General features: G+C 74.1%; 12 protein-coding genes. 8 read left to right on the top strand and 4 right to left on the bottom strand.

Annotation, left to right across the window (positions count from 1 at the left end; translation table 11 throughout):
• Positions 1-43: 43 nt before the first annotated feature.
• Positions 44-2,677 (bottom strand): CHAT domain-containing protein, encoded by a 2,634-nt coding sequence (locus PVK37_RS05140; RefSeq protein WP_275032575.1) that lies wholly within the window; start codon positions 2,675-2,677, stop codon positions 44-46.
• 172 nt (positions 2,678-2,849) lie between these two features.
• Here PVK37_RS05140 and PVK37_RS05135 point away from each other — a divergent pair, with 172 nt between their 5' ends.
• Genes PVK37_RS05135 through PVK37_RS05125 form a run of 3 tightly spaced genes read left to right on the top strand, consistent with a single transcriptional unit; the run spans position 2,850 to position 5,327 of the window.
• A complete protein-coding gene (locus tag PVK37_RS05135; protein ID WP_275032574.1) occupies positions 2,850-4,193 on the top strand; it encodes a S8/S53 family peptidase in 1,344 nt (447 codons plus the stop codon).
• The gene (locus PVK37_RS05130) at positions 4,190-4,888 is read left to right on the top strand and encodes an RNA polymerase sigma factor (protein ID WP_275032573.1); all 699 of its coding nucleotides are present in this window, start codon (positions 4,190-4,192) and stop codon (positions 4,886-4,888) included. The genes PVK37_RS05135 and PVK37_RS05130 overlap by 4 nt, the downstream gene beginning before the upstream one ends.
• Positions 4,863-5,327, top strand: coding sequence for a hypothetical protein (locus PVK37_RS05125; RefSeq protein ID WP_275032572.1), 465 nt, complete (start codon positions 4,863-4,865; stop codon positions 5,325-5,327). The genes PVK37_RS05130 and PVK37_RS05125 overlap by 26 nt, the downstream gene beginning before the upstream one ends.
• Before the next feature lie 166 nt (positions 5,328-5,493).
• Here the strand turns inward: PVK37_RS05125 and PVK37_RS05120 are convergent, their stop codons facing one another.
• Together PVK37_RS05120 and PVK37_RS05115 are read right to left on the bottom strand one after the other, a co-directional pair.
• Positions 5,494-6,540: a hypothetical protein gene (locus tag PVK37_RS05120; RefSeq protein WP_275032570.1), complete on the bottom strand. Its 1,047-nt coding sequence runs from the start codon at positions 6,538-6,540 to the stop codon at positions 5,494-5,496.
• A 152-nt stretch (positions 6,541-6,692) separates the two neighbouring features.
• Positions 6,693-7,169 (bottom strand): septum formation initiator, encoded by a 477-nt coding sequence (locus tag PVK37_RS05115; RefSeq protein WP_275032569.1) that lies wholly within the window; start codon positions 7,167-7,169, stop codon positions 6,693-6,695.
• A 102-nt stretch (positions 7,170-7,271) separates the two neighbouring features.
• Here PVK37_RS05115 and PVK37_RS05110 point away from each other — a divergent pair, with 102 nt between their 5' ends.
• From PVK37_RS05110 to PVK37_RS05095, 4 genes are all read left to right on the top strand, one after another.
• The gene (locus tag PVK37_RS05110) at positions 7,272-7,967 is read left to right on the top strand and encodes a response regulator transcription factor (RefSeq protein WP_275032568.1); all 696 of its coding nucleotides are present in this window, start codon (positions 7,272-7,274) and stop codon (positions 7,965-7,967) included.
• Positions 7,964-9,262 carry a sensor histidine kinase gene (locus PVK37_RS05105; RefSeq protein WP_275032567.1) on the top strand — a complete coding sequence of 433 codons (1,299 nt, stop codon included), beginning with the start codon at positions 7,964-7,966 and terminating at the stop codon, positions 9,260-9,262. Before PVK37_RS05110 ends, PVK37_RS05105 begins: the two co-directional genes overlap by 4 nt.
• 83 nt (positions 9,263-9,345) lie before the next feature.
• Positions 9,346-9,882, top strand: a complete 537-nt coding sequence (locus tag PVK37_RS05100) for a PepSY domain-containing protein (RefSeq protein WP_275032566.1) — start codon at positions 9,346-9,348, stop codon at positions 9,880-9,882.
• A 604-nt stretch (positions 9,883-10,486) separates the two neighbouring features.
• Positions 10,487-11,773, top strand: coding sequence for an asparaginase (locus tag PVK37_RS05095; RefSeq protein WP_275032565.1), 1,287 nt, complete (start codon positions 10,487-10,489; stop codon positions 11,771-11,773).
• Positions 11,774-11,907: 134 nt separating this feature from the next.
• Here the strand turns inward: PVK37_RS05095 and trpS are convergent, their stop codons facing one another.
• Positions 11,908-12,975 (bottom strand): tryptophan--tRNA ligase, encoded by a 1,068-nt coding sequence (gene trpS / locus PVK37_RS05090; RefSeq protein ID WP_275032564.1) that lies wholly within the window; start codon positions 12,973-12,975, stop codon positions 11,908-11,910.
• A 639-nt stretch (positions 12,976-13,614) separates the two neighbouring features.
• Here trpS and PVK37_RS05085 point away from each other — a divergent pair.
• Positions 13,615-13,866, top strand: a complete 252-nt coding sequence (locus tag PVK37_RS05085) for an SCO4848 family membrane protein (RefSeq protein WP_275032563.1) — start codon at positions 13,615-13,617, stop codon at positions 13,864-13,866.
• Positions 13,867-14,365: the final 499 nt, after the last annotated feature.

Genomic DNA, 14,365 nt, shown 5'->3' with positions numbered 1-14,365 from the left:
CCGCCTCGTCAGCCGGCCCGCCCCGCCAGCCGGGCCCGCCAGGTCAGCCGGCACCGAAGCAGACGAAGGCGGCGGCGGTCGCGTGCCCGGCCCCGGTGTCCCGGCCGCCTGCCGCGCCGAACGCCTGCTGCGCCCCGGCCAGCGCCACCGCCGGCCCGGCCCCGGCACCCATCCGCCGGTGCAGCTCCACCATCAACGTGGTGGTCAGGTCGGCCGGCACCGGCAGCACCGCAGCGATCAGGCTGCGGGTACCCAACGCCAGCAGCACCGCACTGAACCCCATCACCTCGTCGCCGGGGCGCACCCCGGACCGGCCCGCGTCGCACGCCGACAGCACCACGCAGCCCGGCGGGCTGGTCAACCGCTCCAACTCGTACGCGGTCAACGGCCCGTCGGCCAGCTCCAACGTGGAGAACAGCGGATTGTCCGCCCGGAACCGGCCGTGCGCGGCGATGTGCGCCAGCCCCGCGCCGTTCAGCGCCCCGGTCACCGCGTCGGCCGTCGCGTCGGCCCCGGTGAACGACCGCGAACCGGACAGCACCCCACCCAACTGGCCCACCTCGGTCCGCGCGGCGGGCAGCCGGGGACCGGCCACCAGCACCGGTGGCCCTACCGGCACCGCCCGGCCGGCGGCCCGCAACCAGGCCGTCGCCGAGGGCGTCACGGTCACCGGCCGGCCCGCGCAGGTCGGCAACCCCGACCACGGTACGGCGTGCAGCGCGCCGATCGGCGCGATCACCAGCGGCCGGTCGCCGAGCAGTGGGCGCACCGGACCGAAGAGCTGACCGTCCAGGGCGGCGGCGGCGTGCGCGACCCCGGCCCGGGCGTCCGCGCTGTCCCCGGTGGTGACCAGCCGGCGCAACCCGAACCGGTGCAGCCGGGCCACCCGGACCGCCTCGGCCAGCGGCCCGAGGTCGTGCAGACTCGCCCGACCGTCCCGGACCAGCACCGCCCGTAGCCGGGGACCGTGCGCGACCAGCTCCAGCAGGATTGCCGTACCGAGCGCGTCGGCCAGTACCGGCACCCGGGGTGGGGCCGGCAGGCCGCCCGCCGGCCCGGCCGGGTCACCGGGCGTGCCCCGGGCCAGTTCCCGGATCCGCTGCTCCAGCCGGGCCTGGCGGCGGCGCAGCGGCTGCGCCGGGTGCCCGGTCAGCAGCGCGTCCTCCAGCGCGGCGCTGACCATCCGCAGTTCGGCCAGGGCGGCGGCCAGGGCCGGATCCTGCGGCGGGGACACCGCCCGCATCCGCAGCGCGTTGGCCCGCCACCGTTCCGCCCAGGCCAGTACCCGGGTCGGCGCGCCCCGCCGGACGGCGATGTCGAGCCCTTCGGCGGCCAGCTCGTGACCGTACGCCCCGCTGTGCGCGCGCAGTTCCGTCGCCCCGAGCGAGGCCCGGTGCCCGTCCAGCACCGCCAGTCCCCGGCGCAACGCCCGGGTGGCCCCGGACAGGTCGCCGTCGAGCCGGCGGTGCAGGGCCAGCGCGTACCAGCCCTGGGCCCGGCGTGGCGCGGTACCCCGCCGCCGGGACGTCGCCGCCACCGCCAACAGCTCGGCCGCCCGCCCGGTACGCCCCAACGCGGTCGCCAGCCGGGCCGCCTCGATCCGGGTGGTCAACGCCGGTCCGGGCCAGCCGGTCGCGTCGAGCTGGTCGGCGGTCCGCACCATCGCGGCGAGCAGGGCCGGTGACCGGTCACCCCGGGCGTACCCGGCCCGCAGCTCGACGTGCCGGGCGAAGGTGGCCCAGGTGCGGCGGCCCTGCCGGCGGAACCGGGTCCGGGCCGCCGCGGCGGCCTCGGTGGCGGTCGCCAGGTCACCGGTGAGCAGCGCGGCGCGGGCCCGGGCCAGCAGCGCCTCGGCCAGGTCCGAGGCCATGCCCCGGCGGCGCAGCTCGGTGACCGCGGTGGCCGCCACCTCGACCGCCTCGTCGATCAGCGGCACCGACAGCAGCAGCTCGAAGCGGTCCAGCAGCAGCGCCGGCCGGGGCACCGCCAGCCGCCGGTACTCGGCGTCGACGGTGGCGAAGCAGCGCAGCGCGCCGGCTACGTCACCACGTTGACCGGCGGCGATGCCGCTGTTCCAGCGGGCGTCGGCGGCGGCCAGGTCCAGCCCGAGCCGCCCGAACGCCACCGCGGCCCGGTGCAGGTCGTCGTCCGGTTCCCGGCCGGAGCCCCGGTGCGCGTTGAGCAGCCCCCGGTTGTTGCGGGCCCGCGCCTCCAGCAGCAGGTCACCCTCGCGTTGGGCGATCTCCACCGCCACGTCGTAGTCCCGGACCGCCTCGTCGAAGCGGCCCCGGTAGTGCAGCACCACGCCACGCTGCATCCGGGCCCGCCCGGCGTCCGCGCCGGTCAGCTCGGGCAGCGCCAGGGTCACCGCGCGCAGGGCGGCGGTGGTCCGACCGGCGTTGGCGAGCACGTACCCGAGGCTCATCCGGGCCAGCGCCCGCGTCCGGGGTCCGTCGGCGGCCCGGACCGCGCGGCGCAGGTGACGCAGCGCGCCGGGCAGGTCGTTGAGTTCGCGCAGCGCCAGGCCGATGGCACGCTCGGCGGTGGAGCGCGCACCGGGGTCGGTCGGGCCGGCGAGCACCTGACGGGCGAGCGCGATCGCCTCGTGCGGGTAACGCTGGACGGCGTCCAGGGCGCGCTGCGCCGGGCCGACACCGGGTACGGCGCTGTCGGCCATGCGAGAAGAATCCCCGAACCCGGCTGCCCGGTCAACGCCGGTGGTGAAACCAGGTCAATGATCAACAATTGACACCGGACTATCTTCTGAAATAATCGTCCTGCTTGGACAGCGCCTCGTGGCTGCCCCCGGCTGTCGTCGGCCACGCATCTTCCACCCGCCTGGAGGACCGGTGTCGCCAGACCGCAACGCGCCACGTCCGTCCGGTCGCCTCTCCCGTCGCCGTCTGCTGGGCTGGTCCACGCTGGCCGCCACCGCGCTGCCGGCCGGCGTGCTCATCCCGGCCGGCGCGGCCGGAGCCGCCGCACCCGGCAGCGCCGCCCCCCGCAGCGCCGGCGACTCCATCGAGACGAGCTACCAGCGGGCGTTCCAGGACACCGTCGCCGCCGACCCGACCGTACGCCGGCACACCGTCGCCGGCCGGGAGATCCTCTACCGTCCCCGGCAACTCCTGGTCGCCCCGCCCGACCTGCAACGGGTGCAGAGCCGGCTACGCGGTTGGGGTTACCAGGTCACCGAGGGCGTCGGCTTCGCCGGCGTACGGCGGCTGCTCTTCACCCAGGAGGTCGACGTACCCGGGGTGGTGACCAAGCTCCGCGACCCGCAACAGTGGCCCGGCCAACCGGTCCCGCTGGTGCAGCCGCACCACGTCCTGGTCGGCTTCGGCAACATCATGGGCAACCCCGGCGCGCCGCCCCGGCCCGCCGCCGCCCTGCCGGCCCCCGACCCGTCCCGGCTCGGCGAGGGCGCCGGGGTGACCGTGGGCGTCTGCGACACCGGCATCTGGCGGCGGGCCGGCACCGTCCACCCGCAGTGGCTGGGCGGCAGCTACCTGCCGGAAACCGACGACGAGGACGCCCTCTACCTCAGCGCCGACCTGCTCGCCCTCCAGGGCGGGCACGGCACCTTCGTCGCCGGGCTGGTCCGGCAGGCCGCGCCGGGCGTCCGGTTCGACCCCGAGACCGCGCTGAGCCCGACCGGCGTCGGCGACGAGGAGACCCTGACCGCCGCGCTCGGCCGGCTCGGCCCCGAGGTGGCGATCGTCAACCTGTCCCTCGGCTACTTCACCCACGACGACCAGCCCCCGCTGCCGGTGGCGAACGCCCTCGCCGCGCTGCCCGACCGGGTCGCCGTGGTGGCCGCCGCCGGTAACGCCGGCACCGCCCGCAGGTCCTGGCCGGCGGCACTGCCCGGGGTACTGGCCGTCGCGGCGGTCGCCCCCGGCGGCTCCGGCCCGGTGCCGGCCCCGTACAGCGGATTCGGCTCCTGGGTGGACGCCTGCGCCCTCGGCGACCGGACCAGCACCTACGTGGACGGCGAGCTGCGGCTGCCCGGCCAGCCGGCGCTGCTGTTCCACGGTTTCGCGGCCTGGGTCGGCACCTCCTTCGCCACCGCCCACGTCGCCGGCCGGCTGGCCGCCCTGATGACCGCCACCGGCCTGGACGCCACGGACGCGCAGGCCGCCCTGCTCGCCGGCCCACCCTGGCACCCCGACTACGGCGTGCTGGTCGGATGAGGCCGTCCGGTGCGGGACCGGCCGGCCCGGTCCCCGGACGCGGTCCCGCCGAGCTGGTCGCCGCCGCCTCCTCCGGGGACGAGTCGGCCTGGGCCGAGCTGGTCCGGCGGTACACTCCGCTGGTGCTGGCGGTGATCCGGGCACACGGACTGGACCGGGCCGACGCGGCCGACGTCAACCAGACCGTCTGGCTGCGCCTGGTCGAGCAGTTGGGCCGGCTGCGGACGGCCGACGCGTTGCCGGCCTGGCTGGCGACCACCACCCGCCGGGAGTGCTGGCGGCTGCTGCGGCTCGGCCGGCGTACCCAGCCGTTCGACCCGTACGACGACTCGGTCGACGGGCACGTCGGTGTCTTCCTGCTGGTCGATCCGGCCACCCCGGACGAGGACCTGCTACGGGCCGAACGCCAGCAGGCGCTGCGGGACGCGTTCGCCCAGCTCCCGGCGCGCTGCCGGGACCTGCTCGCGCTGCTCGCCACCGATCCGCCGACCAGCTACCGGGAGATCGGCGAGCGGCTGGGCATGCCGACCGGAAGTGTCGGCCCGACCCAGGCCCGCTGCCTGGCCAAACTGCGCGACTGCCCGGCCCTGGCGCAGTACGTGACCGACCTGGTGGACACCGCCGGTCGGGCGGCCCCGAACAGGACGGAGGGGACCGGAGGTGAACGCGATGGAGCAGTGGCCGCCCGCTGGTGACGACGCGCTGCTGGTCGAGTTGGGTGCCGCGCTGCGGGACTCGGGGCCGGTCCCGGAGGAGTTCCTCAACGCCGCCCTCGCGGCGTTCACCTGGCGTACCGTCGACGCCGAGCTGGCGGTGGCCGAGCTGACCTTCGACTCGGCGTGCGACCTGGAGCCGGCCGGGCTGACCCGGTCCGCCGGCACCGACCGGACGTTGACCTTCCGGACCGGTCGGGTGGTCGTCGAGGTGGAGGTGACCGCGACCGGCATCGTCGGGCAGTTGTCGCCGGCCCGGGGCGGCCAGATCAGCGCCCGGACCCCCGCCGGCCGGTACGAGGACGTGGCGGTGGACGCGGTGGGCTTCTTCTCGCTGGGGGTGCCGCCGACCGGTCCGGTCCAGTTGCGGGCCCGCACCGCCGAGTACGCGGTGGTCACCGCCTGGGTCACCCTCCGCTGACCGCCCCCGACGGCCCCTGACCGCCCCCGACGGCCCCTGACCGCCCTGACCGTCCCGGCTGCTCTCGGCCGCCCCTGACCGTCCCCGGCCGGAACCGTCCCCGGACATGCCGGAACGGAGGTCGCGGGTCCCGTCCGCGACCTCCGTTCCTCCCCCTCGGCAGCGGTTACCCGGCCCGCTGCCCCACCGTCACGTCGTACCGGACCCCACCCAGGTCAGCCCGCTCCTGACCGAGGCTGTTCGGCCCGATCTGGGTCACCCGGACGGCGATCGGCTCCTTCGTCACCGTGGTGGCGCTGAAGTTGAGCTGCAGGGTCAACTTCTCCTTCGGGTTCAACGTCAGGTTGTCCAGGCTGGCCTGGGCCGGATCCACGATCTCGATCTGGTTGCGGCCCACGTCCCGGATGCCCTTGCCGGCCTTGCCGCCGGCGAGCCAGCGCTCGTACAGGGCCGGCCCGAGGTCGGCCACCAGCCGGCCACCGGCGGTCCGCAGCGGCGCGCCGACCTCGCTGAACACCAGGCTGTTGCGGGTCGCCCGGGTCAGCGCGTTGCCGATCGTGTACGGCCGGGTCTGGACCAGCCCACCGGCGACCAGCGGCACCGAGTCGACGTTGCGCCAGGCGATGTTGTTGTTGTTCCGGACGGTCACGCCGATGTCCGGGGACTGGAAGGTCATCGGGTCGTTGGGCGAGACCCAGCGGGCCACCAGGCAGAAGTGCCCCGGTCCGGGGACGTCGTCCCAGGGGATGGTGACTGTCGTCACGCCGGGGTAGGACGGCACCGCCATCCAGCCGATCTGCACCCAGTCGTCCGGCCAGGCCGAGCCGCCGCTGGACGGGGTGCGGAAGACCTCGATGACCCCCGACTCGACCACCGGGCCGGCGTACGGGCCGTTGTTCCGGAACTTGATGAAGAGGTAGTTCCGGACCCCGGCGATCGGGTTCTGGCTGACCGCGCACTCGACCGCGGTGTGGCAGACCTTGATGTCGGGGCTCTCCCAGATCGGGTTGAGCGAGTGCGGCTGGAGTCCGACGTCGTCCGGGTGGTCCTTCATCCAGACGTCCGCGACGGCGGCCGTGCCGACCCCACCGCGGGTCGTGCCGGCGAGCGGGGCCGCGGTGGCCGAGGTGACCGACAGCAGCGTCGCCAGAGCGGCGCCGGTGAGCAGGGCGAGGGTGGATCGACGCGCTCGTCGCGTCAGGCGTGGGGACACGTTTCCTCCCGGTTCGGGGTCGCCGCAGCCGCCGGGGCGGTGGTGGTTGCGGATGGACACCCTTACCGAGCGGGATCGACGCCGGGAAATACCTCGTCCGGCGGCCCGCAGTGTCAGATGGTGGAAGTTCGCCGGAAACCGGCGAAAGGCGGTCAGTCGTCGTCGGCGACGGCGACCGGCTCGCTGCCGAGGCAGCGCACCTTCAGCTCGTACTCACCACCCGGCCCGACGAAACTGACCTCGACGTCGTCGTCCGGGCCCCGGTCGGCGTCCGCGACCCGGTAGTCCTGCGCCGGCGCCCAGGAGACCAGCCGTACGCCGCCCGGAACGCACTCGGCCACCGCGGTACCGCCGGTGGTGGCGAAGACCCGACGTACCCCCGCCCCGGCGGACCCGCCCGGGGCCGGCGTACCGGTGGCGGCCGGCGGCCCCGACGGGGACGGCCCGACCGGACCGGAGGGCACCGGTTCCGGGGTGGCCAACGCCCGTTCGACCTCCTCCTGGCTGCGCACCCCACCCGGGGTACCGGTGATGCTCTCCCCGACCAGCCGGATCGCGGCCACCCCGACCAGGGTGACCAGCACGGCGGTGACCAGCCAACCGGCGACGGCGAGCAACGGACGACGCATGCCCCGAGTCTCCCCGATCCCAGGTTGGCGGCAGCACCGGACGACGCTAAGGGAGGGTTAACACCGCAGCCGGCGACGGTCGGGGCGGCTAGCCTGCCTGGTGTGGCCCGCCTGCTGCTCGTCGAGGACGACCTGACCATCCGGACCCCGCTGGTCCGGGCGCTGCGGGACCGGGGCCACGCGGTGGCCGCCGCGTCCACCGCGATGGACGGCCTCCGCGACGCCCTCGACAACCGGCCCGACCTCGTCGTGCTCGACCTGGGCCTACCCGACCTGGACGGGCGGGAACTGCTCCGGATGCTCCGCGCGGTCAGCCGGGTGCCGGTCATCGTCGCCACCGCCCGCGACGACGAGACGGAGATCGTCCGGGTGCTCGACGCGGGAGCCGACGACTACGTGGTGAAGCCGTTCACCGCCGCCCAGCTCGACGCGCGGGTCCGGGCGGTGCTGCGGCGCGGCGCACCCGACGCCGCCACCGACGACCCGACGCTGGTGGTCGGCGGGCTGCGGGTCGACCCGCGTTCCCGGCAGGTCACCCTGGACGGCGTACCGGTCGAGCTGACTCCCCGCGAGTTCGACCTGCTGCACCACCTCGCCGCCCGGCCCGGTGAGGTGGTCACCAAACGGGAGCTGCTCACCGAGGTCTGGCAGATCCCGTACGGCGGTGCCGACAAGACCGTCGACGTGCACCTGTCCTGGCTGCGGCGCAAGCTCGGCGAGAGCGCCCAGCAGCCCCGCTACCTGCACACCGTACGCGGGGTGGGGGTCCGGCTGGAGTCGCCGGGGAGCGCCGGGTGAGGGCCCGGCTGGCGCTGCTGGCCGCCGCGGTCAGCGTCCTCACCCTGGTGGCGTTCCTGGTGCCGCTGGCCCTGCTGGTCCGGGCGGTGGCCGAGGACCGGGCCACCGTCCGGGCCACCGCCGACGCGCAGAGCCTGGTGCCCGTGGTCGGTACCGCCGACCCGGTGACCATCCGGCTCACCGTCGAGCAGCTCGCCGCCGAGTCGGGTCGACCGGTCAGCGTCTTCCTGCCCGACGGTACGGTGCTCGGCACGCCGGTCCCGCGTACCCCGGCGGTGGCCCTGGCGGCCCGGGGGCAGAGCCTCACCGCGGAGTCCGCCGAGGGCCGCGAGGTGGTGATCGCGGTGCAGGGCCGGCCGGACGGCACCGGTGTGATCCGGACCGTGGTGCCGGGGGACGAGCTGACCGCCGGGGTGAGCCGCGCCTGGCTGGTACTGGCCCTGCTCGGGGTGCTGCTGGTGGTGATCGGCCTGGTGGTGGCCGACCGGCTGGCCCGCAGCCTGGTCCGGCCGATCAGTGAGCTGTCCACGGTGTCGCACCGGCTCGCCAACGCCGAACTGGACGCCCGGGTGGCCCCCGCCGGCCCGGCCGAGCTGCGGGAGGTGGCCGGCGCGCTCAACCACCTGGCCGGCCGGATCCAGGAGCTGCTGGCCCAGGAGCGCGAGGAGGTGGCCGACCTGTCGCACCGGCTGCGTACCCCGCTCACCGCGCTGCGGCTGGAGGCCGAGTCGTTGCGGGATCCGCAGGACGCGGCGCGGATCACCACGGCGGTGGACGGCCTGGAACGGGCGGTGACCGGCCTGATCCGGCAGGCCCGCCGGCAGCGGACGTCGACGACCGCCCCGGCGGGCTGTGACGCGGCGGCGGTGGTCGCGGACCGGGTGGCGTTCTGGTCGGTGCTGGCCGAGGACACCGGCCGGGTCGTCCACTGTGACCTGGCGGCCGGCCCGCTGGCGGTCACGGTGCCCGCCGACGACCTGGCCGCGGCGGTCGACGCGCTGCTCGGCAACGTGTTCGCGCACACCCCGGACGGCACCCCGTTCACCGTACGGCTGGCCCGGCAGGGGGAGCAGGTGGTGCTCACGGTGGCCGACGAGGGGCCGGGGATGCCGGCCGACACGGTACGTCGGGGGGCCAGCCTGGCCGGCTCGACCGGGCTGGGCCTGGACATCGCCCGGCGGGCGGCCGAGGCCGGCGGTGGTCGGCTGGAGCTGCGGACCGGTCCCGGTGGCGGTGCGGAGGTACTGCTCCGGCTGGCCTCCACCGCGGACCACGGCGGGGGCGTGCCGTCTTAACCGGGCCTTAGGGTCCGTACAGCGCGCCGCTATCCCGTTTCGTCCGATCCTCGTGGTCAGGAACCGAGGAAGGGTGTAGCGAGATGAAGCGCAAGTCTCTGATCATGGCGTCGGTGGGCGGTGCGGCGGTGCTCGCGATGGTCGGTTCGGCCATCGGTGTCGCCGCTGCCGGTGAGCGGACCGGGCGCACCGCCCTCACCGCCGTCACCACGGCCCCGGCGGCCCCGAGCAGCACCCCGGACGACAGCGGCACCGACGCGCCGGCCAGCCCGGGTGCGACCAGCGCGCCGGCGTCCACCGGCACGCCGTCGCCGTCCGGCAGCACCGGCCCGGCGACCGGCGGTGCGGTGGACGAGAAGCGGGCCGGCGAGATCGCGCTGGCCCGGGCCGGCGGTGGCGACATCGTCGAGGTCGAGGCCGAGAAGGAGAACGGCCGGGACGTGTGGAGCGTCGAGATCGTCAACGGCCAGACCGAGCACGAGGTCGACGTGGACCGCGCCGACGGCTCCGTGGTCAAGGCCGAGCAGGAGCCGCTGGACGACGACGATGACGACGACCGCGACGACCGGGACGACCGGGACGACGACGATGACGATGACGACGACCGGGACGACGACTGACCTGGTCCGACAGCCGACGGCACCCCTCGGGGCGCGCTGACCGGCCGACGTCCCGGCCCTGTCGGGACACCACGAGGGCGGGCCCTTCCCCGACGGGAGGGGCCCGCTCCGGTGGTCGGCCCCCTCCTCCCGGCCCCACCCGCCGGAGATCCCGGCTGCCCCGTCTCGGCCGAACAGCCACCACTTCGTCCCGCAGATCGGGAGAGGCTGACCTGGACCGATACGCCAACCGCATCACCGGCCACCCGCCGGACGTGATTCACATCGACGATTCCCGCTGCAAATCTCGCCTTTGTGGAATGTCCAGTTGCGACAGAACGGTGATTCGGCCGGGTCGGCATCCCTTTCCTGGTCAGCGTATCCGTATCTTTCCCCGCACCATCTACGGCCACCGTACCCGGGAAGACCAGCAGCTCAAGGCGGGCGTAGGGCGGCCGACCGGTGTCTGCTGCGCGGGAAGTGGTTACGTCAGCCGTCGATCGATACGTTGACCGTCGAGCGCGGTGACTCTCCGAAGTGCGGCGACGGGAAATGACGTTTTAACGAGTTCGAAAAATGTGACAAGCAGGCTCCGCTGCACAAACTCGTCCCCGGAGGTCCTGCCTTGCCCTCTTCCCTCGTCCGGTCGAAGTCCCCGCGCCGTACCGCCCTCACCACCTCCATCGTCACCACCGCCCTCGCCGCCGGCGCCGTGCTCGCCTTCGGGCCGGGTGGGGGCGGCCCCAGCGCCGCCCCCGACGGTGCCGCGACCGAGGTGACCGCCGCGACGGAGATCCGCTCCGTGGCGTACCAGCAGGCCGTCACCCGGGCCGCCACCAGCAAGCCGAAGGTGACGGTGATCGGCACCGGCGGCACCATCTCCGGCGTCGCCACCTCCCGGAGCAGCTTCACCAACTACCGGTCCGGCCAGATCCCGATCGCCAGCATGGTCGGCCAGCTCCAGCCGGAGATCGGCCAGGTCGCCGACGTCACCACCGTCCAGTTCGGCAACAAGGGCTCGGGTGGTTACACCATCGCCGAGTTCCACGCGCTCACCCTCGCCGTGGAGAAGGCACTCGACGAGTCCGACGCGGTCGTCGTCACCAGTGGCACGGACACCATGGAGGAGTTCGCGTACTGGCTCGACCTGACCGTACGCAGCCGCAAGCCGGTGGTGATGACCGGCGCGATGCGGCCCTGGGCGGCGGTGACCCCGGACGGCCCGCAGGTGATCGGCGCGGACGGCCCGGCCAACCTCTACAACGCGATCGTGCTGGCCGCCAGCCAGACCACCTACTGCTACGGCACGGTGCTGATGCTCAACGACGAGTTCCACGCCGCGCGGGACGTCACCAAGACCAACACCACCCGGATGGACACCTTCCAGACCCGGGAGCTGGGTGTGCTGGGCTGGATCGACGGATCGGTGATCAAGGTCGGCCGCGCCCCGGCCCGGGTCGAGCTCTGCGACCAGAAGAACCAGTGGTACACCCCGTTCGACCTGTCCCGGATCAAGGCCGAGTCGCTGCCCCGGGTCGAGGTGATCTACGGGTACCAGCAGGCCGGCGGCGAGGCGATCACCGCGTTCGCCGACGCCGGGGTCAAGGGCATCGTGACCGCCGGTACCGGCGCGGGTGGCATCTCCTCCGCGCAGGGCACCGCCCGTACCGCGGCGGCGGCCAAGGGCGTCGTCTTCGTCAGCACCAGCCGGACCGGTTCCGGCTCGGTCTCCGGTGGCAGCACCACCCAGCCGATCATCGCCGGGGACGACCTGCTGCCGCAGAAGGCCCGACTCCTGCTGATGCTCAGCCTGGCCGCCGCCCCGGGTGACGTGCCGAAGATCCGGGAGCTGGTCACCACCCTCGGCAACCCCGAGTTCGACACGCTGCCCCCGGGCGGCGGCAAGAAGTAGTCCCCACCAGGACCCCCTTACCCATGACGACGCCCCCGGGGACCCCATCCCCGGGGGCGTCCACGCTCACCGCCCTGCCGGCGGAACCGCTCGACGCGGTCCGTCCCGATCCCGGGCTCACCCCTCCCGCGGCGTCAGATCCGCTCCGCCGACGTCGCGGTCCGCCGCCGGGCCCGTTCGGCCCGCCGCCGGATCTGCTGGTACGCGCCGGTCAACCCCATCGCCCGTCGTACCTCGGTCAGGGTCCGTCGCACCTCGTCGCGGGTCCGCTCGGTACCGTCGACGATCAACTGGTCGACCAGGCCACGTTCACCCGCGAACCGGTCCCGGCGTTCCCGGATCGGGTCCAGGAACCGGTTGAGGGCCACCGCCAGCCGTTCCTTGACCTCGACGTCGCCGACCCGACCGGCCCGGTAGCGTTCCGCCAACTCGGCCACCTCGGCCCGGTCCGGGTTGAACACGTCGTGGTACGCGAAGACCGGGTTGCCCTCGACGGTCCCCGGCACGTCGGCGCGTACCCGCTTCGGGTCGGTGTACATGCCCAGCACCTTGCGCCGGACGACGGCCGGCTCGTCGGCCAGCGCGATCGCGTTGCCGAGACTCTTGCTCATCTTGGCCCGGCCGTCCGTGCCGACCAGCACCGGCGTCTCGGCCTGGATCAGCTCCGGGACGGGGAACACCTCGCCGTACAGGTGGTTGAACCGGCGCGCCACCTCGCGGGTCACCTCGACGTGCGCCGCGTTGTCCTTCCCCACCGGCACCACCCCGGCCCGGACGCAGAGGATGTCCGCAGCCTGGAGGACGGGGTAGCCGAGCAGCCCGTACGGCATCTCCTCCTTGCCGGCGGCCCGGGCCATCTCCTTGAGCGACGGCACCCGTTCCAGTCTCGGCACGGTCACCAGGTTCTGGAGCAGGGTGTTCAGGTCGCCGACCTCCGGGACGGCGGACTGGAGGTAGAACGTGGCCCGGTCCGGCTCGACCCCGGCGGCGAGGACGTCCAGGACCATCTCTCGGGCGTTGTCGGCGACCCGGGAGATGTCCTCACGGGTGTTCTTCGTGGTGAGCATGTGCAGGTCGGCGATGATGAAGAAGCTCTCGTAGCGCTGGTGCAGCCGGACCCGGTTGGCGATGCTGCCGACGTAGTGGCCGAGGTGCAGCCGGCCGGTCGGGCGGTCACCGGTGAGCATCCGTGCAGCGGACATGGCGGTACGCCTTTCGTGGATGGTGCGGGATCGGGGGTTCGCGGACGTGCGCGATCACGGGGCGTGGTGGCCCCGTGGATGGATCAGCGGAGTCGGCTCAGTGCTGAGCCGGGCGCCATCGCGCGCCGTCGCGGAACCTGAGCCCGCTGGCACGAAGGACGTCCAGGAGGCGTTCCCGCCCGTCACCGGACCTGGTCGGCGGCGTCAGCGGTGCGACGCCGGCCGGGAGGTCGTCGTTCGCGCCGACACCTCCCGGTACGCAGCTGCTCGCCCGGACCATGCGTCCACGGTAGCGGGGTGACCGGTCGGGCGGGGGGCGGTGCCGCCGGCCCGACGTGTCGTCGCATGTCGCCGGTGCCCCGGGGGACCGGATGTCGCGGGGGCCGGACCTCGTGGCGGATCCGATGTCGCGGTGGCTGGATTTCCCGGTGGACCGGTGGACCGGTGGACCGGTGGACCGGTGGACCGATGGACCGATGGACCGGTGGACCGGATGGCCGGCGGTGGTAGCGGCGGACCGGCGGGGTGCTGCCGGTTGGCCCGGGGCGATCCGACCACCCGTAGGACGCGCCGGTCGACGTCGTGGGCCCGCGCGAGGTCGGGCCGGTGCGGTGGGTGCCGCTGGCATACTCGTCGCCCATGGTGCTGTCACGTGGTTGGGCACTCTTCCTGGTCGGGGTCGGGGTCTGGACCTGGGTGATCTGGCCGAGGTTCGCGGTGGCCATCTGGAACGACCCCCGTTCGTGGTCGGCCGGCACGGTCGGCGAGGGCGACGGCACCGGCTTCCTGTGGATCCACGCGCTGCTGATCGCCGCCTCGCTGACCATCGGTACGACGGTCGGAGTGCTCGGTGTCCGGGGTGTGCTCGCCGGTCGGCGTCGGCGGAGCTGACCTCGCACCGCTCTGACCAGCGGGTATAGGTCGACCTCGACGGTGTGACTCGGGCCGCTACCCCCCGATTTGACGTTCAAACCCTCGGACGCGTAACTTTCTCTCTGCCAGCGCGGAACGGACGAAACAGGGCAAAGCACCTGGGAGGCCGGAGCGGACGGCAGCGGATCGCAGCGGCTCACGCCACTGAGGTTCAGCCCGGGTGGTGCACGGCAGGTCGATCCAGGGGGTCGATTTGGCGGTGCGGAACCGGCCGGGTAAGGTTGACGACCGGCAGGGAACCGGGCGAGCTAGCGGGAGACCGCAGCGGCCGGCCTGCCGAATCCGATGATCAAAGCGCAGTGGTTAGCCGCTGCCTGCGGTCAGCGGGGCCGAACCGTACGAAGCACGACAGACCGGGACACACGGTTTGACACGGCGGAAACGGTGAGGTAACGTAGTAGAAGTGCCCGGCGCGGAAGCGGCGGGGATCGGAACGGATTGCCCCGGATGGGGTCCT

This window comes from Micromonospora cathayae (genome assembly GCF_028993575.1).
Taxonomy (GTDB): domain Bacteria; phylum Actinomycetota; class Actinomycetes; order Mycobacteriales; family Micromonosporaceae; genus Micromonospora; species Micromonospora cathayae.
The sequence above is the reverse complement of the archived record's forward strand: the minus strand, read 5'-3'. Positions and strand labels throughout refer to the sequence as shown.

What these genes read in the sequence shown, in the direction of transcription:
- PVK37_RS05085 (WP_275032563.1), top strand. Translation starts at nt 13,615, where the DNA reads ATGGTGCTGTCACGTGGTTGGGCACTCTTCCTGGTCGGGGTCGGGGTC.
- PVK37_RS05130 (WP_275032573.1), top strand. Translation starts at nt 4,190, where the DNA reads ATGAGGCCGTCCGGTGCGGGACCGGCCGGCCCGGTCCCCGGACGCGGT.
- PVK37_RS05100 (WP_275032566.1), top strand. Translation starts at nt 9,346, where the DNA reads ATGAAGCGCAAGTCTCTGATCATGGCGTCGGTGGGCGGTGCGGCGGTG.
- PVK37_RS05140 (WP_275032575.1), bottom strand. Translation starts at nt 2,677, where the DNA reads ATGGCCGACAGCGCCGTACCCGGTGTCGGCCCGGCGCAGCGCGCCCTG.
- PVK37_RS05115 (WP_275032569.1), bottom strand. Translation starts at nt 7,169, where the DNA reads ATGCGTCGTCCGTTGCTCGCCGTCGCCGGTTGGCTGGTCACCGCCGTG.
- PVK37_RS05125 (WP_275032572.1), top strand. Translation starts at nt 4,863, where the DNA reads ATGGAGCAGTGGCCGCCCGCTGGTGACGACGCGCTGCTGGTCGAGTTG.
- trpS (WP_275032564.1), bottom strand. Translation starts at nt 12,975, where the DNA reads ATGTCCGCTGCACGGATGCTCACCGGTGACCGCCCGACCGGCCGGCTG.